This window comes from Afifella pfennigii DSM 17143, assembly GCF_000688515.1.
Taxonomy (GTDB): Bacteria; Pseudomonadota; Alphaproteobacteria; order Rhizobiales; family Afifellaceae; genus Afifella; species Afifella pfennigii.
This window is the reverse complement of the sequence record NZ_JHZK01000017.1, coordinates 18,490-41,836: the sequence shown is the minus strand read 5'-3', so window position 1 is coordinate 41,836 and position 23,347 is coordinate 18,490. Positions and strand designations below refer to the sequence as shown.

Sequence of the window (23,347 nt, the reverse complement as noted above, 5' to 3'; positions counted from 1 at the left end):
CTACAAGCTCTCATGGCCGTTGATCCGCTCCAGGCCGAGGCGCTTCATCTCGGCCCCGTTCGCCACGCCTTCTTCACCCGCGAAGGCGGCGTCTCGGGCGGCATCTACGGCAGCCTCAACACCGGGCTCGGCTCAGCCGATGCGCGCGATGCGGTGCTGGAGAACCGCGCCCGCGCCTGCCGGCATCTGGGCGCCGCCGCCGAGGCCCTCGCCACGCCGCATCAGGTGCACAGCGCCGACGCCTTTGCCGTCCGCGACGTGTGGGCGCCAGGCAAAGGCCCGCGCGGCGACGCCCTCGTCACCGACCGGCCGGGCATCGTCATCGGTGTCGGCACGGCCGATTGCGGGCCGGTGCTTTTCGCCGATCCGCAAGCCGGAGTGATCGGCGCCGCCCATGCCGGCTGGAAGGGTGCGCTCACCGGCGTTCTGGAGGCAACGCTTTCGGCCATGGAGGCTTTGGGGGCACGGCGCGAGCGGATCATCGCCGTCCTCGGCCCGACGATTTCGGCGGCAAGCTACGAGGTCGGCGCGGAATTCGCGGCGCGGTTTTGCGATCAGGCGCCGGAGAATCAACGCTTCTTCCAGCCTGCGACGCGCCAGGGCCATGCGATGTTCGACCTTCCCGCTTACATCCGCCAGCGCCTTGTGGCGGCCGGCACGGGCACGGTCGCCGATCTTGGCATCTGCACCTATCGCGAGGAGGCGAAGTTCTTCTCCTACCGCCGCGCCACGCATCGCGGCGAGACCGATTACGGCAGGCTGCTTTCCGCCATCACGCTGGTCTGAGCCGAGCGGGCAGCAGGGGCCGTCTCAGCGCATGGATGGCACGGTGGATTTCGTCGGCCCCTACCGGTAAGAGGCGTTTCTCCACAAAGCCCCAGCCCGCCATGCGTTTCCCTCCCTCCAAAGCCGCCGCGTTCCTAGCCCTGGCGCTCGCAGCCTGCGCGCCCACCATGCAATCCGGCACCGGCGGCAGCTCTGGCGGGCCTGGCGAGCCGGCCAGCGTCGTCCCGGGCGATACGCGCATCGCCTTCGCCCCGCTCAGCGGCCCGCCCCAGAAGGTGGCCGACGAATTGGCGCTCGTCGTCGCCAGCGACGCCACTTCCCGCAATATCCGCCTGACGCCCTTCAAGGAGGGTGGCGCGAGCTACACGCTGAAAGGCTATCTCTCCGCCGTGGAGGACGGGGACGGCACGCTTCTGGTCTATGTCTGGGACGTCCTGTCGCCGGATCTGCAACGCGTGCATCGCATTTCCGGCAAGGTGGAGATCGACCGCCGCGCGGAGGATTCCTGGCAGGTGGTGGACAGGGCGGCGCTCGCCGGGCTTTCCGCCCATACGCTCGACAAGCTCACCGCATGGCTTTCTTCAGGTTGATCGGCGCACAGAGTTCGCTATACGCCAAGCCTGTCCACGGCCGCCCGTAGGCGCGGCGCCGCAACCTGGCTTGCCCAGGTCAAGTCAGCCTGATCGTGAAGGGGCTTCGAGCCGATGAAAATCGTCGCCGGCAATTCCAACCGAAGCCTCGCGCAGCAGATCGGTTCCTATCTCGATATCGAGCTGGCCAAATGCGCCGTGCGGCGCTTCGCCGACCAGGAGATCTTCGTCGAGATCCAGGAGAACGTCCGCGGCGAGGACGTCTTCGCCGTCCAGTCGACGAGCTTTCCGGCGAACGACAATCTGATGGAGCTGTTGATCATCATCGACGCGCTGCGACGCGCCTCGGCGCGGCGCATCACGGCGGTGCTCCCCTATTTCGGCTATGCGCGGCAGGACCGCAAACCGGCCGCGCGCACGCCGATCTCCGCCAAGCTCGTCGCCAATCTCATCACCGAGGCCGGCGCCGACCGCGTTCTGACGCTCGACCTGCATGCCGGGCAGATCCAGGGCTTCTTCGATATCCCGACCGACAATCTCTACTCCGCGCCGGTCTTCACCCGTGACATCAAGGAGCATTACGAGCTCGACAATGTCATGGTCGTCTCGCCCGATGTTGGCGGCGTGGTGCGGGCGCGCGCCATCGCCAAGCGCATCGACGCGCCGCTGGCCATCGTCGACAAGCGCCGCGAGCGGCCGGGCGAATCGGAGGTGATGAACATCATCGGCGACGTCAAAGGCCGCGACTGCCTGCTCGTCGACGATATCGTCGATTCCGGCGGCACGCTCTGCAACGCCGCCGACGCGCTCTTGGCCAAGGGCGCCACCTCAGCGACGGCCTACATCACCCACGGCGTCCTCTCCGGCGGGGCGGTGGCGCGCATCACCGCCTCGCAGCTGAAGGAGCTCGTCATCACCGATTCCATCGAGCCGACCTCGGCGGTCACCAACGCCCACAACATCCGGGTCGTCTCCATCGCCTCGCTGCTCGGCGAGGCGATCAATCGCACGGCCTTGGAAAAATCCGTCTCCAGCCTGTTCGACTGACGGATTGGCCCCGCTGCCCAGCCTATTTGACGAGAATCGTTCCGACCATGCCGGCCTCGCGGTGGCCGGGGATGCTGCAGCTGTATTCGTAGGTACCCGCCTCGGTGAACTGCCATTGCAGGGAAGCGGAGGCGCCCGTCGGCACGCGCTTGGCGTTCGCGCTCTCGTGCACCATGTCAGGATCGTCCATCATCTCCATGGCATGGGCGGTGTTGGATTCGGCGGTGCCGATGACGAATTCGTGGTCGAGCACACCCTCGTTGCGCAGGACGAAGCGTATCGCCTCGCCCGCCTCCACGTCCACTTGCCCCGGCTTGAAGATCATGCCCTGATCGCTCTCGGTCAAAATGACGTCGATCTGCCGATCCGGCGCGGAACTCCACGGCTGGCCGATCGACGACTTGATGGCGTGCTCGTCCGCCTCCATGCCATGCTCGTCGCCTGCTTCCATCGTCTTCATCGGACTGGCGAGGGCAGGCAGCGAAAGCAGCGTCGCTGCGGTAAGGGTCGCGATCATGGACTTCATAGGGTCGTTCCTCTCTGTTCTGTCTTGGCGAAGAATGACGCCGGCGTCCCGACAGAAACACCAGCCTTCCATCCCATCATTCTTCGCCCGCCCACTATTCACCACGTTCCCGCGACCGAAAGTTCAAGTCCTTACGTGGACTTCAACTGACATCATAAGACTTTGAAAATTCTGTCATATCTCCGAGATAGGCCTATAGGCTCGTGAAAAGTTTTCCCGGAAAACCATGGTAAGCGACGCGAGGCCGAAGATGCCGGATGCCGACGAAACGCAACGCGGAAGCGCTTTCGAGGTATTTAGAATTTTTCTAATACGCGGCCTCATTTCCTTCGGTGGGCCGGTCGCGCATCTGGGATATTTTCGCGAGACCTTCGTGGAGCGGCGGCGTTGGCTGAGCGATGCTGCCTATGCCGATCTCATCGCGCTCTGCCAGTTCCTGCCCGGCCCCGCCTCCAGCCAGGTCGGCCTGGCGATCGGCCTGATGCGCGCCGGCTATCTCGGCATGCTCGCGGCCTTCCTCGCCTTCACCCTGCCTTCGGCGGTCCTTCTCTTCGCCTTCGCCGGCGCCTACGAGTTTCTCTCTCCGGCGATCGGCTCAGGCTGGATCGCCGGCCTCAAGGCGGCGGCCGTCGCCGTCGTTGCCAACGCGCTTCTGGGCATGGCCAAGAGCCTGACGCCGGACCGCAACCGCGCCAGCATCGCGGCAGCGGCAATGATTGTCGCCCTCGCCCTGCCGACCGCCTTCACCCAGATCGGCATCATCCTGTTGGGCGCCCTGGCCGGCCTTTTCTTGGTGCCGCCCGAGGCGGTCCGGCCAGCGCAGAAAGAGGCGCGCCTTACCATGCCGCTCGGCAAGCGCGGCGCGCTCGTCTTTCTCGCCCTCTTCGCCCTTCTCCTGGTAGCAGCGATATTCCTGCGCCAGGGCGAGGACGCTGTCTCGCTCGCCGCCCGCTTCTATCAGGCCGGCGCGCTCGTCTTCGGCGGCGGCCATGTCGTCTTGCCGCTCCTGGAGGCGGAGACGGTGGCGACGGGCCTTGTGGAGCGCGATGCCTTTCTCGCCGGCTACGGCGCCGCCCAGGCAGTTCCAGGCCCCCTGTTCAGCTTTGCCGCCTATCTCGGGGCGCTGGCGGCGACGCCGGTCGCCGGCCTTGCCGGCGCCGTCATCGCGCTCGTCGCGATCTTTCTGCCCGGCGCGCTCCTGGTGCTCGCCGCCCTGCCCTTCTGGCACGATTTGCAGCACCTTGCGTCAGCCCGAAAGGCGCTCGCCGGCGTCAATGCCGCGGTGGTCGGCATCCTTGCCGCGGCACTCTACGATCCGGTCTTCACCGCCGGCATCACCTCGCGCGAGGCGCTGATCGTCGCGGTGGCCGCCTTCATCGCGCTGTTCTCCTGGCGCGTCCCGGCCTGGGCCGTGGTCGTGGCCGCAGCGCTGGCCGGCCTTGGCATTCTGTAGCGGCGGCGCCGATTGCCTTTTCTTTGCGCCTCGCCTATAAGGCGCGGCACGCGCTGACACCCTTGGAGGCGGCGCGATTTTGGGCCGCAGCTTGCGGCTCTTTCTCTTTGGACAAACAGGAGTGCACCGATGAGCGAGACCTACGAGCTCAAGGCCGAGGTGCGCGAGCGGAGCGGCAAGGGGGCCGCACGCGCCGTGCGCCGCGAGGGCAAAGTCCCGGCCGTTATCTATGGCGATAAGAAGCCGGCGATGCCGATCGCGCTGAACTACAAGGACGTCAATCTGAAGCTGCATGCCGGCGGCTTCCTGACCACCGTCGCGACCATCGACGTGGCCGGCAAGAAGGTCCGGGTGATCCCCAAGGACTTTCAGCTCGACCCGGTGCGCGACTTCCTCCTTCACGTCGACTTCCTGCGCATCTCCAAGGGCGCCACGCTGACCCTGGAACTGCCGGTGCACTTCACCAACGAAGAGGAATCGGCGGGCCTGACGCGCGGCGGTGTCCTCAACATCGTGCGCCATACGGTGGAAGTGCAGGTGCCCGCGGACGCCATCCCCGAATCGCTGGTGGCCAATCTCGCCGGCCTCGACATCGGCGACAGCATCCACATCTCCAATATCGACCTGCCGGAAGGCGTGACGCCCACGATCACCGATCGCGACTTCACCATCGCCACCATCGCCGCTCCGGCGGCCCTCGTCAGCGAAGAGGAAGAGGCCGAGGAGGCCGAAGCTGAAGAAGAGGAAGCTGAGGAGACGGAAGGCGAAGAGGGCGAGGAGAGCAAGGAGTAAGCTCCGCGCTCGGGCTGCGGGCGTAGCAAGGGAGTGGCCCAATGCTACTCATCGTCGGTCTCGGCAATCCCGGCCGTCGCTACGCTCAGCATCGGCACAATATCGGCTTCATGGCGGCGGATGCGATCCACCGCCGCCATCGCTTCTCCAATTGGCGCGCCCGCTTCCAGGGCGAGACAGCCGAAGGCCAAATCGACGGCGAGAAAGCCATTATCCTGAAGCCCGCCACCTTCATGAACCGGTCGGGCCAGTCCGTCGGCGAGGCGATGCGCTTCTACAAGCTGAAGCCGGCGGAGGTGATGGTCATCCATGACGACCTCGATCTGGCACCCGGCAAGCTGCGCCTGAAGACGGGCGGCGGCCATGGCGGTCACAACGGCCTGAAATCGCTGGATGCCCATATCGGCAAGACCTACCGGCGCCTGCGCCTCGGCATCGGCCATCCCGGCAGCCGCGAATTGGTCAATTCCTGGGTGCTGCACGATTTCTCGCAGGAGGAACGGGCATGGCGCGACCCGCTGATCGACGCCGTCGCGGAGAATTTCGGGCTTCTTGCCAGCGGCGACGAGGCCAATTTCATGAACCGGGTACACCTTGCCTGTAGCCGCTCAGAAGCGCCGCCGGCACCGATGAAGGCGCCCGCCGCCAAGCCGCCGGAGGGCGAGCGCCATCGCGGCGCGCTCGCCGACGGCCTCAAGCGGCTCTTCGGCCGCGGCTCCTAACCCTTTCAACCGCGATTCATTTTCCTTCCTGAACGAGCATATCCATGGGCTTCAAATGCGGCATCGTCGGCCTGCCCAATGTCGGCAAATCGACGCTTTTCAACGCTCTCACCAAGACCGCCGCGGCGCAGGCGGCGAACTATCCCTTCTGCACCATCGAGCCCAATACCGGCGAGGTCGCCGTGCCCGATCCGCGCCTGCAACGGATCGCGGAGATCGCCAAATCGGCGCAGATCGTGCCGACCCGCCTTTCCTTCGTCGACATCGCCGGCCTGGTGCGCGGCGCCTCCAAGGGCGAGGGCCTGGGCAACCAGTTCCTCGGCAATATCCGCGAGGTCGATGCCATCGTGCATGTGCTGCGCTGCTTCGAAGAGGAGGACGTCACGCATGTGGAAGGGCGCATCGACCCCCTCGCCGACGCCGAGACGGTGGAGACGGAGCTGATGCTCGCCGACCTCGATAGCCTGGAGCGCCGCGTCGTCGCCATGCGCAAGAAGGCCACTGTGAAGGACAAGGAGGCACTTGCCGTCCTGCCGGTGATGGAAAAGGCCCTCACCGTCCTCCAAGAGGGACGCCCGGTGCGCGTCCTCCGCGCCGAGCTGTCGGCGGAAGAGCGGGCCGTCCTGGGCGCGCTCGGCCTTCTCACCTCCAAGCCCGTCCTCTACGTCTGCAACGTGGCGGAGGATGAGGCGGCCACGGGCAACGCGCATTCCGCAAGGATCGAGGAAAAGGCAAAGGCCGAGGGCGCCGCCTGCGTCGTCATCTCGGCCGCCATCGAGGCGGAGGTGGCGCAGCTCGACGCGGAGGAGCAGCGGGAGTATCTCGCCGCGCTCGGGCTGAAGGAGCCTGGCCTCGACCGGCTGATCCGCGCCGGCTACGAGCTTCTCGACCTCATCACCTTCTTCACCGTCGGCCCGAAGGAGGCGCGCGCCTGGACGGTGCGCCGCGGCGCCCGCGCGCCGGAAGCGGCCGGCACCATCCATTCCGACTTCGAGCGCGGCTTCATTCGCGCCCAGACCATCAAGTACGACGATTTCGTCGCTCTCGGCGGCGAGACGGCCGCCAAGGAGGCCGGCAAGGCCCGCGACGAGGGCAAGGAATATGTGGTGGAGGACGGCGACATCCTGCTCTTCAAGTTCAACGCCTGAGCTTTCTCGACATGGCGCGTGGCGCGCCGTAAGAATCGCGGCATGAGGCATTTCGAGGACTTCGAGCCCGGTCAGACCTTGCCGCTGGCGCGCCACGAGGTGACGCGCGAAGCCATCCTCGCCTTCGCCGCGGAGTTCGATCCCCAGCCCTTCCATCTCGACGAGGTGGCCGCCTCGCGCTCCCTGCTCGGCGGGCTCGCCGCATCCGGCTGGCACACCACCTCCATCTTCATGCGCATGATGTATGATGGCTGGCTCAGCGAGGCGGCCTCGATGGGCTCGTCCGGCATCGAGGAGACCCGTTGGCTGAAACCGGTCCGGCCAGGGGACATTCTCAGCGGCCAGTCGATCGTGATCGAGACGCGGGCCTCGCGGCGGCGCCCGCAGATCGGCGTCGTGCGCTTCCGCCACGAGGTCGCCAACCAGCGCGGGCAGACCGTCCTGTCGATGGTGAACCCGATCGCCTTCCGGCGCCGCGAGGCGGCCGCGTGAGAGCCTTCGAGGATATCCAGATCGGGAATCGGACCATCCTGGGCGCGCATCATTTCAGCGCCGAGGAAATCATCCGCTTCGCCAGGGCCTTCGATCCGCAACCCTTCCATGTCAGCGAGGAAGGCGCCGCCGCCGGACCCTTCGGCAGGCTGGCCGCTTCCGGCTGGCACACGGCGGCGATTTTCATGAAGCTCCTCGTCGCTCACGACAAGGAGGAGCGCCGCCGGGCCGAAACGGAAGGCCTTGAGGCCGATTTCGGCGGTCCCTCCCCCGGCTTTGAGCAGCTTCGGTGGATCAAGCCGGTCTTCGCCGGCGACACCATCACCTATGCCAGCGAAGTGACGGAGAAGAAGGAGCTTTCCTCGCGGCCGCAATGGGGTCTCGTGGTCATCCACAACGAGGGCCACAACCAGCACGACGAGCTGGTCTACAGCTTCCTGGGCAAGGTGCTCGTGCGGCGCCGCGGCGCCTGAGAGAACCGATGGCGAGCCGCGCAGAAGACCCGACACGCCCCCTTTATCTCTTCTGCCACGTGCCGAAATGCGCCGGCAGCACCGTGGAAGGACATTTCGACAGGCACCTGCCCGGCCGCCTCCTCTTCCCGCCCCGGCGCCGCGGCTTCCTGCGCGATCTCGGCGGCGGCTATACCGATACGCGGCGCCTACCGGAGGGGCTCGACACACTCGATTTCGTCGGCGGCCATTCCCTGTCGCGCCGCATCGCCTCGCATTTTCCCGGCCGCGAGCTGCGCGAATGCGTGCTCATCCGCGAGCCGGTCTCGCTCACCGTCTCCTACTACAATTTCCGCAACAAGCTCGCCGCGCAACGCGGTAAGGGGCCGGCGCCGTTCGAGCCGTTCTGCCGCTCGCTGCCGCGCGACGTCGTCTGCCGCTTCATCCTGACCCGCTATCTCGGCATCGGCTATCCGCAGCTGATGCGCTGGGATACGGCCAGGCGCTTCGCGGAGACGGAGAAGGCGCTCAGCCGCTTCTGGTTCGTCGGCGACGTGCGCCACACCGAGGCGATGGTGCAGGAGATCTCGCGCGAGCTCGGCATCGGCGAGCCTCCCATCATCCGCGAAAACGTCTCCAACCGGGACGGGGACCTCAAGGTCGCGGACCTGGCGGAGGAGGCCCGCCAGGAGATCCTCGCCCGCAACCCGCTCGACGTTCTGCTGCATGGGCGCTGGGCCGAGGTCAAATGGGGACCGCCGCCGGAGCCTCTCGCCAAGACGCCGCCGCGTGGCGACCAATTCGCGCATCTCGCCTTCGAAATCCGCCGCCTGATCGCCGGCAAGGAGGTCGAGCGCATCCGTCGAGCCGCGGCGTCCGGCAGCGCGGACCGAGCGACGACGGGGGTGGAAAGAGGCTGAGCCGGCGGGCGAGAGCCTCCCACGCGGGGAAGCTCAGTCGCCGGCGAAGCTGACGAGCGTGCGCACCGGAACGCCGAGCGCCTCCAGCTTGGGCGCCCCGCCGAGGTCGGGAAGGTCGATGACAAAGACGGCCGCGACAACCTCCGCCCCGATCTGCTGGATGAGCTTGACCGCAGCCTCGGCCGTGCCGCCGGTGGCGATGAGATCGTCGACGAGGATGACCCGCTCGTCGGCGTGGATGGCATCGCGGTGCATCTCGATCTCGTCGAGGCCGTACTCCAGACTGTAGGCGATGCGCACCGTCTCGTGCGGCAGCTTGCCTTTCTTGCGGATCGGCACGAAGCCCGCCGAAAGCTGATGCGCCACGGCCCCGCCGAGGATGAAGCCACGCGCCTCAATCCCTGCCACCTTGTCGATCTTGGACCCCGCCCAGGGCTGCACGAGTTCGTCCACCGCCCGGCGGAAGGCCCGCGCATTGCCAAGGAGCGTGGTGATGTCGCGGAACTCGATGCCGGGCTTGGGATAATCCGGGATGGTGCGAATGACGCTTTCCAGCTTTTCGGTCAGGCTTGCCATCGTCTTCTGCCCTGCTGTGCTCCGATGCCCGGCCATGGCGCCCTGCGCGCCCTCAGGCGCGATCAAGCCATCCGTATCAGCTGCGATGCCAGACATGCCCCACCCCCTTTAGAGCGACAAACTCGCCTCAATCCCGCGCGCCGCGCAACGTTATAGCGGGAGCGGGCGGCAGCGGCGAGAGCGACATGATAGCACCAACAGCGAACAGAGCCGATTTAGCCGCCGTTCCCCCCCAGGCCGGCCCGTGCGCGAAGGGGACGCCCCTCCCCCCGAAGACGAAAAGGCCGCGGACACGCCGCGGCCTTCTTGAAGCTCTCTTGCGAGCGCCGTCGGCTCAGTGCTCGACGTTCGCCCAGACCTTGCGCTTGGTGTAGTAGGTCAGCCCCGTCAGGATGATCAGGAAGGCCAACACGGAAAAGCCCATCGATTTGCGCGTCTCCATATGCGGCTCGGCGGCCCACATCAGGAATGCCGACACGTCGCGCGAATACTGATCGACGGTCTGCGGCACGTCGTTGTCCGGATTGTCGTCCTCGTTCTGCGCGTAGGTGATCATGTCGTCGAACAAGGGCGGCGGCATCGCCAGGGTCGCGGCGTACAGATAGTACGGGTTGTAGTACTGGCCGGGCCGCACCTCCATGTCCTCGGGCGGGTCCTCGTAGCCGGTCAGAAGGGCGTGGACATAGTCCGGACCGTTCTCCTGATAGGCGGTGAAGAGGTCGAAGACGAAGGTCGGAAAGCCGCGCGTGACACCGCGCGCCTTGGCCATGACCGAAAGATCCGGAGGCGCGACACCGTTATTGGCGAAAGCGGCCGCCTTATCGTTCGGAAAGGGCGAGGGGAAATAGTCGTAAGGCTGACCGGCGCGCTCGAACATGTCGCCGAATTCGTCCGGCCCGTCGGTGATCATGTATTCGGAGGCGAGCTGCTTGACCGCTTCCTCGGAGAAGTTCGGGCCGCCTTCCCAGCCGAGAGCGCGGAACGGCACCAGATCGAGCGAGTGGCAGGCGGCGCAGACTTCCCGATAGATCTGGAAGCCACGCTGCAGTTGCTGCTGATCATACGTGCCGAAAGGTCCGGCGAAGCTCCATTCGACCTCCTCCGGCTTCTTGATCGGGAAGCCCTCGGCGGCCCGCGCGGAGACGGTCGTCATGCCCAGTCCGGCGATAACGAAGGCGGCGGCGGCCGAAAGCCGCGTGATGAGCTTGAACATAGTCATGGTCTCGTTCGCATTCCGGTCCAGCATTAGCCGCGTCTCTCAGGCATGGCCGCCGCAGCCGCGGGCGTTCCCGAATCGCCCGGCTCGTCGGAACCCAACACCGCCTCGGTGATGGAGGCCGGTCGCGGCTTGGGTTTCTCGATGAAGCCGAGCAGCGGCAGGATCACCAGGAAGTGGATGAAGTAGTAGGCCGTCAGGAGCTGACCGGCGATGACGTAGCCACCCTCCGGCGGCATGGCGCCGATATAGCCAAGCCCGATGCACACCGCCACGAAGACCCAGAAGAAGATGCGGTAGAGCGGCCGGTAGGCTGCTGACAGCACCTTGGAAGTGTCGAGCCACGGCACCAGGAAGAGCACGAAGATGGAGCCGGCAAGCGCGATGACACCGCCAAGCTTCGAGGGGATGGCCCGCAGGATCGCGTAGAAGGGCAGGAAGTACCATTCCGGCACGATATGCGGCGGCGTCACCAGCGGGTTCGCCTCAACGTAGTTGTCCGGGTGGCCGAGATAGTTCGGCATATAGAAGACGAACCAGGCGAAGAGAATGAAGAAGACGACCAGAGCCAGCGCGTCCTTCACCGTCGCATGCGGCGTGAAGGGAACCACGTCGCGGCGCGACTTCGGCTCCACGCCGGTCGGGTTGGTCTGTCCCGTCACATGGAAGGCCCAGACATGCAGGATGACCACGCCGACGATCATGAATGGCAGAAGATAGTGCAGCGAATAGAAGCGGTTCAGCGTCGGATCGCCGACCGCAAAGCCGCCCCACAGCCAAAGGGTGATCTCGTCACCGACCCACGGCAGAGCCGAGAACAGGTTGGTGATGACGGTGGCCGCCCAGAAGCTCATCTGCCCCCAGGGAAGCACGTAGCCCATGAAGGCCGCGGCGATCATCAGCACGAGCAGGATGACGCCCAGAAGCCACGACACCTCGCGCGGCGCCTTGTAGGAGCCGTAATAGAGGCCTCGGAACATGTGCACGTAGACGGCAAGGAAGAACAAGGAGGCGCCGTTGAAGTGCAGGTAGCGCAGCAGCCAGCCGTAATTCACATCGCGCATGATGTGCTCGATGGAACCGAAGGCCAGATCCGCATCCGCGGTGTAGTGCATGGCCAGCACGACCCCGGTCAGGATCTGCAGCACCAGCATGACGCTCAGGATGCCGCCAAAGGCGTAGGCATAGTTGAGGTTGCGCGGGATCGGATAGGCGACGAAGGAATCGTACATCAGCCGCGGCAGCGGCATCCGCTTGTCGATCCAGCGCTCGATGCCGGTCCGCGGCGTGTATTCGGAAGTGCCTTGCATTCTCTCGCTCCGGCCGTCAGCCGATCGTGATGGTGGTGTCGTCGACAAAAGTCAGCGGTGGGATGGGCAGGTTTTCCGGCGCCGGCCCCGAGCGGATACGTCCCGCCGTGTCGTAGACGGAGCCGTGGCAGGGGCAGAACCAGCCATTGTACTCGCCCGCCTCGCCGAGCGGCACGCAACCCAGATGCGTGCAGATGCCGATCATGGCGATGAGCGATTCTTGACCGGCCAGGGCGCGGTTCTCGTCGGTCGCCGGCGCAGCGCCTTCCAGGTTCTCGTTGCGCGCAACCGGGTCCTTGAGATCAGAAAGCGGCGTCTCGCGGGCCGCGGCCACCTCCTCTTCCGTGCGATAGCGGATGAAGACCGGCTTGCCGCGCCACATCACGGTGATCGACTGGCCCGGCTCCAAGGCCGAGATATCGACGTCGATGGAGGCAAGCGCCAGCGCCGAGGCGTCTGGGTTCATCTGATCGATGAACGGCCAGACCGCAAGCACGCCGCCGATGGCGGCGAAAGCGCCGGTGGCGATGATGAAGAAATCGCGCCGCGACGGCTCGCCATGCGGATCGGTCGGCTGCGGATTGCTGGCGGAATCGGGAGCAGTGGTCGGATATGTGTAAGACACAGAATCTATCCTCAACGATCGGACGGCCAAAGGCGGCAGGAAGGAGGCACGGTGGAAATCGGGGCCACCGGCCCCGCTTGATTCCACACCGTCCGGCGCGTGCAAGCGTGGCCTTCTATCGCCCCCGCGCGCCTTTTGTCATCCTCGTTAAACGCTGTCTAGTGGAGCATCGTCCGCAACGGCAGAATGTCGCGCGCCAAGATGGCGATTCGCTCAGGCGAGCGCGGCCGGTTCCTGCGATAGGACCGAATCCGGCAAGAAGCCGCCTGATTGCCTCCGCCACAGCCTCGCATAGACGCCCCCACGGGCCACCAGGCTGTCATGCGTCCCTATCTCCACGATGCGACCACGGTCCAGAACGATGAGCCGATCCATCGCCGCGATGGTGGACAGGCGATGGGCGATGGCGATCACCGTCTTGCCTTCCATCAGCTGCTCCAGATTTTCCTGGATGGCCGCCTCCACCTCCGAATCGAGCGAGGAGGTCGCCTCGTCGAGCACCAGAATCGGCGCGTCCTTCAACAGCACGCGGGCGATGGCGATGCGCTGTCGCTGCCCCCCGGAGAGCTTCACGCCGCGCTCGCCGACATGCGCGGCGTAGCCGAGCCGGCCCCGGCTATCGGCCAGGTCGGCGATGAAGCGCTCCGCCTCGGCGGCACGGGCAGCGGCCCGGTATTCCTCCTCGTCCGCCTGTGGGCGTCCATAGACGATGTTGTCGCGTACCGAGCGGTGCAGCAGGGAGGTGTCCTGGGTGACGACGCCGATGGCGTTCCTGAGGGAGGACTGCGTCACCTCCGAGATGTCCTGCCCGTCGATGAGGATGCGCCCGCCTTCCACGTCGTAGAAGCGCAGGAGGAGGCTGACCAGCGTCGACTTGCCGGCGCCGGAGACGCCGACAAGGCCGATGCGCTCGCCCGGCCGCACCGTCAGCGACAGATCCTCGATGACGCCGGAAGGCCGGCCGTAATGGAAGCGCACATTCTCAAAGCGAATCTCCCCACCCCGCACCATGAGATCGGGCGCCCCGGGCATGTCGGTCACGTCGTAGGAGCGGGCGATAGTCTCCATGCCGTCCTGGACGATGCCAATATTGCGAAACAGCGAGGAGAGCTGGAACATCACCCAGCCGGACATGGTCGACAGGCGCATGGCCAGCGCCAGGCCGGTAGCGATGGCGCCGACCGTGATGGCCCCGTCCTGCCACAGCAGCAGCGCCACGCCGGTGATGGCGACGACCAGCCCCGCATTGAGCAGCGACAGCACCATGCGAATGGTGGTGATACGCCGCGTCAGGAGGGAGAGCCGCTCCACAAAGGAGGCCACGGCCGAGCCGACGAAGCGCTCCTCTCCCTCGTCTTCGGCGAAAAGCTTCACCGTCTGAATGTTGGTGTAGCTGTCGACGATACGGCCATTGACGATCGAGCGCTGGTCGGAGACGCGCTTGGAGGCCGCGCGGATGCGCGGCACCATCCACACGGCGAGGAGAACATAGCCGGCAAGCCATAGAGCAGCCGGCAGCATCAGGCGCACATCCGCCTCGCCCAGCAAGATAAGGGCCGAGACGGCGAAGACGGCGACGAACCAGAAGGTCTCCACCAGACCGGTGACGAAATCCGCCAGCGAGACCCCGGTCTGCATCACCTTGTTGGCAATTCTTCCGGCGAAGTCATTGGAAAAGAAAGAAAAGCTTTGCCGCAGCACATAACGGTAGCTCTGCCAGCGAACCAGGTTGGCGAAGTTCGGCGCCACCGTCTGCTCGCTGAGGAGACTGTTGAGGATCATGAAGGCGGGGCGCAGCACGAGAACGACGAAACCCATCGCCGCGACGCTCATGCCGTGATCGCTCCAGAAGGTCGCCGGATCGGCACTGGAGAGGATGTCGACCAGCCTGCCGATAAAGGCGAAGACCAGCGCATCGGTGACGGCGACGCCGAGACCGGTGACGAGCAGCGCGGCGAGCGGCCAGCCGAGCTGACGCACATAGTGCCAGATGAAGGCGAAGGTGCTCTGCGGCGGGGCGCCCGGATCGTCCCGGAAGGTGTCTACAAGTTTCTCAAAGAAAGCGAACATGGCGCCCTATATGGCGCTGCGAGAAGGCGCGGAGAAGACACGCCTCGAGATCGCGGAATGGAAGCCTCATGATCGACCTTGCCCTTTACCAGCCGGACATCGCGCAGAACGCCGGGGCCATCCTGAGGCTCGGCGCCTGCTTTGGCACGCCGGTGCATGTCATCCATCCGGCCGGCTTTGCCCTTTCGGACCGACATCTGAAGCGGGCGGGCATGGATTACCTGCAAATCGCCGCGCTCACCGAGCACGACGATTTCTCCGCCTTCGAGGCCTGGCGGGTCTCCTCGGGAAAGCGGCTGGTGGCGCTTTCCTCCAAGGGCATCGCCACCCTGCCCGGCTTCGCCTTTCGGCCAGGAGACGTGCTTCTGTTCGGGCGCGAATCCTCCGGCCTGCCGGATTGGGTGCGCGAGGGGGCGGACGCGCTCCTGCGCCTGCCAATGCGGCGCGAGACGCGTTCGCTCAACGTCGCCAGCGCCGCCTCCATCGCGGCTTTCGAGGCGCTGCGGCAGGTGGGCGCCCTGCCCGGTCAGGCCGCCCCCGGCAATTGACTGCATGCCCTAATCGGCGCTCGGCAGGCGGCGCATGGTGAATTCGATGTCGCCGTTGTCGAGCTCGCGCCAGCTCTCCACCTCGCTCTGATAGGCGGCTTTGGGGAAGCGCTTCAGGAATTCGCGCGCCCGCTCGCGCGCCTTCGGCCGCGGCAGCACTAAGGTCTCGCGCCGCCACAGATCGAGATCGGCCGGCTCGCGCCTGCCACCTTTGCTGCGAAACTCTCCAGCCATGGCCTGCACCCTCGCGCCAAGCCTCGCCGGCATTATAGCGCGGAGCGGCGAGGCCGGGGAGTCAGGCGGGTTCAGCCTCCGATGCCCCGCCGCGGCGCAACGCCAAGCCCATGGCGATCCACGCCGTACCGATGACAACAAGGTCGACGGCCAGGAAGACGCCGAGGGCCCACAAGCTGGAAGCGGGCCAGCCAACCAGAATGATGACGCCGATGAGCAGCGTCAGCAGCGCGGAAACAAGTACCCAGCCCCACTGCGACTGCGAGCGCATGGAGAAAGCAAGGATGATGCGCGCAATGCCCGCCACGACCAGGATGACGCCCAGAACCCAGGTCAGCACCACCGCGGCAAAGAGCGGCGTGATGAAGATGGCAGCTGCGGCGACGATGTAGAGGACGCCGAGCAGCACCCACAGGAAGAAGCGCGACCAGCGACGCGAGCGAAAGCCATTAACGATCTCCGCTATACCGGAGATGAACATCATCACGCCGACCAGATAGACGCTGGCGACCGTCGCGCTGACGATGGCGATGAGGGCGAGAAAGCCGCCGAGGAGCGCCACGGCACCGAAGGCCACCAGCCAGCCCCAGTTCTCGGCGAGCGTCGCTCGCAGCTCGGGATCTTCCGGATTGCCCGGAAGGGGCGCGCCGCCCGCGGCGGCATTGGGTTCGGTATTGCTCATCGGTTGGCTCCTCGGGTGCCAGGATTGTCGCCAAGCGCAGGCGCAGCGGCGCCTTACTTGCCAGGAAACTCGTACCCTGCGCTTTCGGTTGCCGATCATGTTGCCGGAAAGCTGCCCATCCGTTAAGCGCGGGCCATGAGCCGCAACATGCATCTTTATCGGCCCGCGCTCGAGGCCATGTCCGTGCCCGCCGATGTGGAGGGTAAGAAAGCCAGGGCGCAGGCCTGGTTCGAGGCCCTGCAGGGCGAGATCTGCGCCGCTTTCGAGGTGCTGGAGGACCTTCTGCCCGACGATGCGGCGCATGGCGGCGAGGTGCCCGGCCGGTTCCAGCGCACACCTTGGGAGCGTATCGACCATTCCGGCGCGCCGGGCGGCGGCGGCGTCATGGCGATGATCGAGGGACGCGTCTTCGAAAAAGCCGGGGTGCATACCTCCACGGTCTTCGGCGAATTCGCGCCGGAGTTCCGCCAGCAGATACCGGGCGCGGCCGAGGATCCGCGCTTCTGGGCTTCCGGCATCTCGCTGATTGCCCATCCGAGGAACCCGAACGTGCCGGCCGTGCACATGAACACCCGCATGGTGGTGACGAGCCGGCAATGGTTCGGGGGCGGCGCCGACCTTACGCCCGTGCTCGACCGCCGGCGCGTGCAGGAGGATGCCGACAGCCAGGAATTCCACGCCGCCATGCGCACCGCATGCGAGACGCACAAGGCCGTCGATTACGGGCGGTTGAAGGCCTGGTGCGACGACTATTTCTTCCTGCCGCATCGCGACGAGCCGCGCGGTATCGGTGGCATCTTCTTCGACTATCTCAATTCCGGCGACGGCGGCGAGGAAGGCTTCGCCGCCGATTTCGCCTTCGTGCAGGAGGTCGGAAAGCACTTCCTCGATGTCTATCCGAAGCTGGTCGCCCGCAATTTCGCCGCCCCCTATGGCGAAGAGGAGCGCGAGGCGCAGCTTATTCGCCGCGGCCGCTATGTGGAGTTCAACCTCCTTTACGACCGCGGCACCATCTTCGGGCTGAAGACGGGCGGCAACGTCGCCTCCATCCTTTCCTCCATGCCGCCGGTGGTGAGGTGGCCGTAGAGCGCAAGGATCGACTGAGGCGCGGGCGGGGGGGGACCGCCCGCGCCTGGACCCGGCTCACATGGAGCCGGATCTGGCCGCCGCGATCATCTTCTCCAAGGCCATACGGACCGTCGGCGGCAGTTCCTGTTCCTTAAGATTGAGGAAGCCCTGCACGATGAGATCGCGCGCCGCATCCTCGTCCATGCCCGTCGACATGAGATAGGCCATCTTCTCCTCGCTGATCATGCCGACCGACGCCTCATGGGACAGCTGCGCATCGGCCGTCTTGGCGAGTACGCCGGGCATGGAGAGAATCTCCCCCTCATCGGTGAGCTTGAGCCCGTCGCATCCCAGATATCCCTTCGTGCCGGGGGCCTCGCCCACGATGAGGGCGCGGTTCACCACATTGCCGCCGGCCGTCACCATGCGCGTGAGGCTTTCAGAGCGCGCGCCCTTGCCCTTAAGGAGGGTCTCGCTCTCCATGGTCCGATTGGAGCCGGCCGGCGCGAAGATGACGGTGCGGTCGTTGCACACGGCGTCCTCGGCAAGCGTGGCTCGGCTCTGGGAAAAGTGATGCTTCAGCGGTGTCATCAGGATCTGGTTGGAGATGGAGTGGGCGCCGCGGGCCAGATCCGTCCGGGCGTAGCTGTGAACCTGCATGTCGGCACCCCATTCCTCGATGGAGACGGAGCGACAGACGGCCCCCTCGCGCAGATAGCATTCCTCGATCGAGATATGGTGGCCGGAGTGGACGCCGGACGGCACGGCCGCGCCTGAGATCAGGTCCACCTCGGCATCTTCCTCAATGACCGTGATGTTGTGCAGAAACTGCCGGCCCTGCGGCGTCTCGATAAGGGAGAAGGTCTGAACCGGCAGTCGTACCTTCGCACCGGCCTTGACGCGCACGAAATGCCCGACCGGGTCGTGGACGTCCTCGGCGGCCTGCTTGATGTGGTCGCTCTCGCCCGGATCGACGAGGCCGAACATCAGGTCTTGCACCCAGTCGTACTGAATCAGCGCCTCGCGCAGGGGCATGATCTCCACCCCTGGATCGCCGACGCTGGCGCAGCGCACGCTCTGGTCCACGAGCACGCAGGTGCCGGCACGCGATTCCTCGCCCTGGTAGCCCACTCGGGCAAGCAGGCTCTTTTCTTCCTCGCTCAGCTCGGCCGTGTTCTTCAGCTGTTTCAACATGCATCGACCCCCTTGCTTGGGCAGCACCGGCCGCCCTTCCAGATCGCTCTCATCCCACGGGCAGTTTGTATCCCCGCCGCTGAACATGGGCGAAGAGCTCACCGGCCTTGCCGGAATGGACAACGCGGCCGTCGATCATCATGTGACCCGCATCGGCGTCGACGTAATCGAGGATGAGACCGGTATGCGTGATGATGAGCGCCGAACGCCGCGCCCCCTCGCTGTCGAGCGAATGCGCCATGCGGTTGATGGCACCGCCGATACCCGCGATGTGCTCCAGATCGACGCCGCTTTCCGGTTCGTCAAACAGGAGGAATCGCGGCGTCTGCAGGAAAAGCTTGAAGACCTCCCAGCGCTTGATCTCCCCGCCTGAGAAGCCGACATTGACTTCGCGGTCATCGAAGGAGTTGAGGTCAAGCGCCTCCGCCTCGGCCATATGCGAGGAACTCGCACCGAGCACCTCGCGAAACCGGCGCACCGTCACACCCTCCAGGCTGGGCGGGCGCTGAAAAGCCATGCCAATTCCGAGGCGCGCGCGGGCGTCCGTCGGCAAGCCGTCGATGCGCTCGCCGCGGAAGAGTATCTCGCCGCAGGTCACACGAAAGGGCGGCAAGCCCATTATTCCCGCCAGCAGCGACGACTTGCCGGAACCGTTCGGGCCAAGAAGGAGATGCAACTCCCCCTCGCCCACTTCGAGATTGATGGCATTCAGCACCGGCTGCGTGCCGGCCGAGATACTTACATCGCGCAGTTGCAGTGTGCCCTGCATGGCAATCTGGCCTCTCCCCTACGGCCACGGCGCACCGCAGCCCCCTTTCGAGCCACATTACTTAATATGAATTTGACTTTCAACATTTAAGTCTGCGTCAGCGCGCCACGGAGGCGAAATCCGACCACAGCCGGCCTCACGCGCCTTCGGGCAATTGAGAGCGCGGCGCGATGGCGCAGATTGGGAAACCGGACGGCGTCAGGCGCGTTTCCCGAAATGACGGAAGGAGGAAGCCATGAAGACGATTACCTGCGGCGAGCTGGTGCCGGGCTGCGATTACAAGGCCCGCGCCGACACGGAGGCCGACGTTCTCTCCAAGGTCTCCGAGCATGTGCGCACGGCGCATCCGGAGATCGAGATGACGCCGAAGATGGTGGAGAAGGTCAAATCCAAGATCCACGAAGAGCCGCATTCATCCGCCGGTCAGTGAAGCCGGCGGGCGGCCGGCTCAGCCCTTGGCCGGGGCGGCGAGCTCCAGAAGCTCCTCGCGCCTGAGGGTGAAGCCGGATTCCAGCCAGCGCGCCTCAAGCTCGGCAAGAAGCTTGCCGAGCGCCGGGCCCTGGCTGTGCCCGGCCGCGATGAGGTCGCTGCCGGTCAAGGGAAAGGCCGGGCGCTCAAAGCTTCGCGCAAAGCTGAGCTGGCCTGAAAGCGTGGCCGCGGCTTGCTCGTTGCCCGCCTCGCGCTCGCGCGCCAGAGCCAGAACCAGCCGATCGCGGACCGGGCCGGCACCGTGCCGGTAAAGCCGGCGGGCAAGTTCATCCTCGCCCATCGCCGGATCGGCCTCCGGCGCCTTCGCCCACACCTCCAGGCGTTCCGCCTCCTTGCGCGACAAGCGCAGGCGGGTCGCCAGCTGGTCGATGCGGGCGTGATGGGGCGGAATGATCGCCATCAGTCGCAAGAGGGGATCGGGCGGAAGGCCTTCCGCCTTCTCCGTCTCCACCAGCCGATGGATGGCGTCGATACCCCAGCATTCCGGCAGCGCCTTGGCGAGAATGCCGGTGGTGCGCATCCAAAGCAGCGCCCGCGAGGGGTCGGGTGCGGCAAGCAATCGCTTCAATTCGGACCAGAGGCGCTCGGCGGAAAGCGTGGCAATGCCCGCCTTCAGCCGCGCGGAGGCTTTAAGACCCTCCGCATCCGGCCTGCCGGCTCCGTACCAGGCGAAGAAACGGAAGAAGCGCAGGATGCGCAGGTAATCCTCGCGGATGCGCTCCTCGGCATCGCCGACGAAGCGGATGCGCCGCTCGGCGAAGTCCGCATAGCCGCCGAGCGGATCGAAGACATGGCCCGCCGCGTCGCAATACAGCGCGTTGATGGTGAAGTCGCGCCGGCCCGCATCCTCCGCCCAATCCTGCGTGTAGCGCACCACGGCATGGCGCCCGTCGGTCTCCACATCGGCGCGCAGGGTGGTGACCTCGAAGGGCCGGCCGTCGGCGACGAGGGTGACGGTGCCGTGCTCGATGCCCGTCGGCACGGCCTTCAGCCCCGCCGTCCCGGCCGCCGCCATCACCGCCTCGGGCCGGTGCACGGTGGCAAGGTCGATATCGCTCACCGGATCGCCGAGAAGGGCGTTGCGCACCGCCCCGCCGACGATGCGCGTCTCGGCCCCGCCGGACGGGCCGGCGCCGCCGAGCGCCGCCAGCACCGATTGCAGCGCGGGATCGGCCAGGAAGGGATGGCCGGCAAGGCTCGGCAGGCTCACTTCGCGTCTCCATAAAGCTCGTCGGCGAGCATCTTCACGATGCCGGCCGTCACGCCCCAGATGTAACGATCCTGCCAGGGCATTTCGAAGAAGTAGCGTCGCCGGCCTTCCCAGACGCGGCTGTTCTGGCGGTGGTTGGCCCGGTCCATCAGGAAACCGAGCGGCGTCTCGAACGCATCGGCCACCTCGTGCGGGTTGAGCCGCAAAGTGAAGCCCGGCTCCACCACCGCCAGGATCGGGGCGATGCGGAAGCCGGAGCCGGTGAGATAGTCCGGGGCGCGCAGCACCACCTCCACGGCGGCGCGCGGCAGGCCGATCTCCTCCTCCGCCTCGCGCAACGCCGCCTCCTCGGCGCTCTCGCCAGGATCGACCTTGCCGCCGGGAAAGGCCACCTGGCCGGCATGGCTGGAAAGGCGCTCGGTGCGCTGGGTGAGGATGACGGTGGCGCCGCCACGATGGTCGACGACGGGCACCAGCACGGCCGCGTCGCGGCGCTTGATGCGAGCAAAGCGCTCCGCCAGTTCCGGGTTGAAGCTGTGGTCGCCAAAATCGCGCGGCGCATGCGCCTCGGCCTCGAACGCCCTCTCGGCCCGGCGGCGGAAATCGGCGGCCGTATAGCGGTCGGCCCTCATGCGCCGGGAAACTCCTCCTGTGGCAGCGGCAGCGGAAAGAAGGCGCCGCCGGAGAAGACGCCGAGCCGGCCGTCCCGCTCCTCGGCCAATTCCAGCAGCTCGTGCGCCAGGGCCCGGGTCAAAAGCGCCTCAAGACGGCCGCGCACGCCCAGATACGGCTTCACGCCGAGCGTCTCGGCCTCCACGGCAAAGCGCAACGGATGTGCCTCGTCGGCGGTGACGAGATCGTCGACATTGGTGCGGAAGGTGATTCGGCGCGCCTCGCCCCTTCCCTCAGCGGCCATCTCGACGGCGAGGAAGGGCGCGTCGTCCACGCTGATCCCGATCTTTTCCACCGGCGTGACGAGGACGTATTCGCCGTCCGCCTCGCGCCGCAGCACCGAGGCGAACAGCTTGACGAGAGCCGGCCTGCCGATCGGGCTGCCCATATAGAACCAGGTGCCGTCAGCGGCGATGCGCATGTCGATCCGCCCGCAATGCGGCGGATCCCATTTGTCCACCGGACGCGCCGGCGCGCCCTCCCCGGCCCGGCGCATCAGCGCCGCCAGGCTCGCCGGCAGCTTCCGATTCGTGCCTTCCTCCCTTTCCATCGCCGCTCCGAGGACCATCTCTTTCATAAGAAAGTGAACGCTTTCGCGCCCCCGGCATGACACAATCGGCAGTGAAAACGAAGCCGGCAGTGAAAACGTAGCCGGCAGTGAAAACGAAGCGGGCGGCAGTGAAAACGTAGCGTGGGCGCCGCAGGTATCGAAGACAGGTCGCATATGGCCACGTGCAAGGGCAAAGCGGAATGAGCGCAATCGTGCAGCCGGAGACCAATCCGGAGGAGATCGTCCACGAGGCGGAAGAGACGGTAGAACTTCTGGGGCGGGTGCGCGAAGCGGTCGGCCGGGTGATCTACGGCCAGGACGTGGTGGTGGAGCGAGCGCTGACGACGCTCCTGTCCGGCGGACACGGCCTCGTCGTCGGCGTGCCCGGCCTGGCCAAGACCAAGCTGGTGGACACGCTCGGCACCGTGCTCGGCCTGGAGGCGCGGCGCATCCAGTTCACGCCGGACCTCATGCCCTCCGACATTCTCGGCGCGGAGGTGCTGGAGGAAAGCGGCGAAGGCAAGCGCGCCTTCCGCTTCATCCAAGGGCCGATCTTCGCCCAGCTTCTCATGGCCGACGAGATCAACCGCGCCAGCCCGCGCACCCAATCGGCGCTCCTGCAGGCGATGCAGGAGCAGCACGTGACCATCGCCGGCCAGCGCCACGACCTGCCGCAGCCCTTCCATGTCCTCGCCACGCAAAACCCGCTTGAGCAGGAAGGCACCTATCCCCTGCCGGAAGCGCAGCTGGACCGGTTTTTGATGCAGATCGACATCGCCTATCCGGGGCTGGAGGCGGAACGGCGCATGCTGATGGAAACGACGGGGGCGCGCGAGGCGAAGACCGAGGCGGTGGTGAATGCCGAGCAGTTGATCAAGATTCAGGCGCTGGTGCGCCGCATGCCCGTCGGCGAGGGCGTCGTAGAGGCAATCCTGAAGCTGGTGCGCTCGGTCCGCCCCGGCGAGAGCGCCAGCGCGCTCGCCGACCGCCTTTCCTGGGGACCGGGGCCGCGCGCCAGCCAGGCGCTGATGCTGACGGTGCGCGCCAGGGCGCTGCTCGACGGGCGGCTCGCCCCCTCTCTGGACGATGTGGAGGCGCTGGCGATGCCGATCCTGCAACACCGCATGGCGGTGACCTTCGCCGCCAGAGCCGAAGGCATCACCGTTCAGGACGTCATCCGAGGCGCCATGGGCGAGGCGCTCTGAG

Annotated in this window: 27 protein-coding genes; 14 read left to right on the top strand and 13 right to left on the bottom strand. The window is 66.2% G+C overall.

Going from position 1 to position 23,347, the window contains the following annotated elements; translation table 11 throughout:
* Positions 1-12: 12 nt before the first annotated feature.
* The 3 genes from pgeF (at position 13) to Q331_RS0112500 (ending at position 2,423) form a co-directional block, all read left to right on the top strand.
* Complete coding sequence (gene pgeF, locus Q331_RS0112510) at positions 13-786, top strand: peptidoglycan editing factor PgeF (RefSeq protein WP_026380961.1); 774 nt, start codon at positions 13-15, stop codon at positions 784-786.
* A 167-nt stretch (positions 787-953) separates the two neighbouring features.
* A complete protein-coding gene (locus Q331_RS0112505; protein WP_026380960.1) occupies positions 954-1,376 on the top strand; it encodes a hypothetical protein in 423 nt (140 codons plus the stop codon).
* Between the two features lie 114 nt (positions 1,377-1,490).
* The gene (locus Q331_RS0112500; RefSeq protein WP_026380959.1) at positions 1,491-2,423 is read left to right on the top strand and encodes a ribose-phosphate pyrophosphokinase; all 933 of its coding nucleotides are present in this window, start codon (positions 1,491-1,493) and stop codon (positions 2,421-2,423) included.
* 22 nt (positions 2,424-2,445) lie between these two features.
* On the opposite strand, the gene Q331_RS0112495 is transcribed toward Q331_RS0112500, so the two are convergent.
* Positions 2,446-2,949 (bottom strand): cupredoxin domain-containing protein, encoded by a 504-nt coding sequence (locus tag Q331_RS0112495; RefSeq protein ID WP_026380958.1) that lies wholly within the window; start codon positions 2,947-2,949, stop codon positions 2,446-2,448.
* Between the two features lie 250 nt (positions 2,950-3,199).
* Here Q331_RS0112495 and chrA point away from each other — a divergent pair, with 250 nt between their 5' ends.
* The 7 genes from chrA (at position 3,200) to Q331_RS0112460 (ending at position 8,928) form a co-directional block, all read left to right on the top strand.
* Positions 3,200-4,402, top strand: coding sequence for a chromate efflux transporter (chrA, locus tag Q331_RS0112490; protein WP_026380957.1), 1,203 nt, complete (start codon positions 3,200-3,202; stop codon positions 4,400-4,402).
* A gap of 129 nt (positions 4,403-4,531) precedes the next feature.
* The gene (locus tag Q331_RS0112485) at positions 4,532-5,194 is read left to right on the top strand and encodes a 50S ribosomal protein L25/general stress protein Ctc (RefSeq protein ID WP_026380956.1); all 663 of its coding nucleotides are present in this window, start codon (positions 4,532-4,534) and stop codon (positions 5,192-5,194) included.
* 41 nt (positions 5,195-5,235) lie between these two features.
* A complete protein-coding gene (gene pth / locus Q331_RS0112480) occupies positions 5,236-5,916 on the top strand; it encodes an aminoacyl-tRNA hydrolase (RefSeq protein ID WP_026380955.1) in 681 nt (226 codons plus the stop codon).
* Between the two features lie 44 nt (positions 5,917-5,960).
* Positions 5,961-7,064 carry a redox-regulated ATPase YchF gene (ychF, locus tag Q331_RS0112475; protein ID WP_026380954.1) on the top strand — a complete coding sequence of 368 codons (1,104 nt, stop codon included), beginning with the start codon at positions 5,961-5,963 and terminating at the stop codon, positions 7,062-7,064.
* A 42-nt stretch (positions 7,065-7,106) separates the two neighbouring features.
* Positions 7,107-7,556 (top strand): MaoC family dehydratase, encoded by a 450-nt coding sequence (locus Q331_RS0112470; protein ID WP_026380953.1) that lies wholly within the window; start codon positions 7,107-7,109, stop codon positions 7,554-7,556.
* Complete coding sequence (locus Q331_RS0112465; protein ID WP_026380952.1) at positions 7,553-8,029, top strand: MaoC family dehydratase; 477 nt, start codon at positions 7,553-7,555, stop codon at positions 8,027-8,029. The genes Q331_RS0112470 and Q331_RS0112465 overlap by 4 nt, the downstream gene beginning before the upstream one ends.
* 8 nt (positions 8,030-8,037) lie before the next feature.
* Entirely contained in the window at positions 8,038-8,928 is an 891-nt protein-coding gene (locus Q331_RS0112460) for a sulfotransferase family protein (RefSeq protein WP_026380951.1), read from the top strand.
* Positions 8,929-8,961: 33 nt separating this feature from the next.
* Here Q331_RS0112460 and Q331_RS0112455 read toward each other — a convergent pair whose 3' ends face one another.
* The 5 genes from Q331_RS0112455 to Q331_RS0112435 form a co-directional block, all read right to left on the bottom strand.
* Complete coding sequence (locus Q331_RS0112455; RefSeq protein WP_026380950.1) at positions 8,962-9,504, bottom strand: adenine phosphoribosyltransferase; 543 nt, start codon at positions 9,502-9,504, stop codon at positions 8,962-8,964.
* A gap of 334 nt (positions 9,505-9,838) precedes the next feature.
* A complete protein-coding gene (locus Q331_RS0112450; RefSeq protein ID WP_026380949.1) occupies positions 9,839-10,717 on the bottom strand; it encodes a cytochrome c1 in 879 nt (292 codons plus the stop codon).
* A gap of 32 nt (positions 10,718-10,749) precedes the next feature.
* Entirely contained in the window at positions 10,750-12,030 is a 1,281-nt protein-coding gene (locus Q331_RS0112445; protein WP_026380948.1) for a cytochrome b, read from the bottom strand.
* Positions 12,031-12,046: 16 nt separating this feature from the next.
* The gene (petA, locus tag Q331_RS21440) at positions 12,047-12,655 is read right to left on the bottom strand and encodes a ubiquinol-cytochrome c reductase iron-sulfur subunit (RefSeq protein ID WP_084175030.1); all 609 of its coding nucleotides are present in this window, start codon (positions 12,653-12,655) and stop codon (positions 12,047-12,049) included.
* A 213-nt stretch (positions 12,656-12,868) separates the two neighbouring features.
* On the bottom strand, positions 12,869-14,725 hold the full coding sequence (locus tag Q331_RS0112435; RefSeq protein WP_026380947.1) for an ABC transporter ATP-binding protein: 1,857 nt from the start codon (positions 14,723-14,725) through the stop codon (positions 12,869-12,871).
* A 68-nt stretch (positions 14,726-14,793) separates the two neighbouring features.
* On the opposite strand from Q331_RS0112435, the gene Q331_RS0112430 reads away from it, so the two are divergent.
* Positions 14,794-15,273: a tRNA (cytidine(34)-2'-O)-methyltransferase gene (locus Q331_RS0112430; protein WP_026380946.1), complete on the top strand. Its 480-nt coding sequence runs from the start codon at positions 14,794-14,796 to the stop codon at positions 15,271-15,273.
* Positions 15,274-15,282: 9 nt separating this feature from the next.
* Here Q331_RS0112430 and Q331_RS0112425 read toward each other — a convergent pair whose 3' ends face one another.
* Together Q331_RS0112425 and Q331_RS0112420 are read right to left on the bottom strand one after the other, a co-directional pair.
* Positions 15,283-15,507, bottom strand: coding sequence for a hypothetical protein (locus Q331_RS0112425; RefSeq protein WP_026380945.1), 225 nt, complete (start codon positions 15,505-15,507; stop codon positions 15,283-15,285).
* A gap of 61 nt (positions 15,508-15,568) precedes the next feature.
* On the bottom strand, positions 15,569-16,189 hold the full coding sequence (locus Q331_RS0112420; RefSeq protein WP_026380944.1) for an HdeD family acid-resistance protein: 621 nt from the start codon (positions 16,187-16,189) through the stop codon (positions 15,569-15,571).
* A gap of 135 nt (positions 16,190-16,324) precedes the next feature.
* Between Q331_RS0112420 and hemF the strand changes: the two genes are divergently transcribed.
* Positions 16,325-17,275 carry an oxygen-dependent coproporphyrinogen oxidase gene (gene hemF / locus Q331_RS0112415; protein ID WP_245615639.1) on the top strand — a complete coding sequence of 317 codons (951 nt, stop codon included), beginning with the start codon at positions 16,325-16,327 and terminating at the stop codon, positions 17,273-17,275.
* A gap of 57 nt (positions 17,276-17,332) precedes the next feature.
* Here hemF and Q331_RS0112410 read toward each other — a convergent pair whose 3' ends face one another.
* The gene (locus Q331_RS0112410; protein WP_026380942.1) at positions 17,333-18,451 is read right to left on the bottom strand and encodes a SufD family Fe-S cluster assembly protein; all 1,119 of its coding nucleotides are present in this window, start codon (positions 18,449-18,451) and stop codon (positions 17,333-17,335) included.
* 49 nt (positions 18,452-18,500) lie between these two features.
* Positions 18,501-19,220: an ABC transporter ATP-binding protein gene (locus Q331_RS0112405; protein WP_026380941.1), complete on the bottom strand. Its 720-nt coding sequence runs from the start codon at positions 19,218-19,220 to the stop codon at positions 18,501-18,503.
* Between the two features lie 235 nt (positions 19,221-19,455).
* Here Q331_RS0112405 and Q331_RS0112400 point away from each other — a divergent pair, with 235 nt between their 5' ends.
* The gene (locus tag Q331_RS0112400) at positions 19,456-19,650 is read left to right on the top strand and encodes a DUF1059 domain-containing protein (protein WP_026380940.1); all 195 of its coding nucleotides are present in this window, start codon (positions 19,456-19,458) and stop codon (positions 19,648-19,650) included.
* A gap of 18 nt (positions 19,651-19,668) precedes the next feature.
* On the opposite strand, the gene Q331_RS0112395 is transcribed toward Q331_RS0112400, so the two are convergent.
* Genes Q331_RS0112395 through Q331_RS0112385 form a run of 3 tightly spaced genes read right to left on the bottom strand, consistent with a single transcriptional unit; the run spans position 19,669 to position 22,159 of the window.
* Entirely contained in the window at positions 19,669-20,919 is a 1,251-nt protein-coding gene (locus tag Q331_RS0112395; RefSeq protein ID WP_026380939.1) for a CCA tRNA nucleotidyltransferase, read from the bottom strand.
* Positions 20,916-21,551, bottom strand: coding sequence for an NUDIX hydrolase (locus tag Q331_RS0112390; protein ID WP_026380938.1), 636 nt, complete (start codon positions 21,549-21,551; stop codon positions 20,916-20,918). The genes Q331_RS0112395 and Q331_RS0112390 overlap by 4 nt, the downstream gene beginning before the upstream one ends.
* A complete protein-coding gene (locus Q331_RS0112385) occupies positions 21,548-22,159 on the bottom strand; it encodes a DUF1285 domain-containing protein (protein ID WP_156953342.1) in 612 nt (203 codons plus the stop codon). The genes Q331_RS0112390 and Q331_RS0112385 overlap by 4 nt, the downstream gene beginning before the upstream one ends.
* Before the next feature lie 182 nt (positions 22,160-22,341).
* On the opposite strand from Q331_RS0112385, the gene Q331_RS0112380 reads away from it, so the two are divergent.
* Positions 22,342-23,346 (top strand): AAA family ATPase, encoded by a 1,005-nt coding sequence (locus Q331_RS0112380; protein ID WP_026380936.1) that lies wholly within the window; start codon positions 22,342-22,344, stop codon positions 23,344-23,346.
* The last annotated feature ends 1 nt before the right edge of the window (position 23,347 follow it).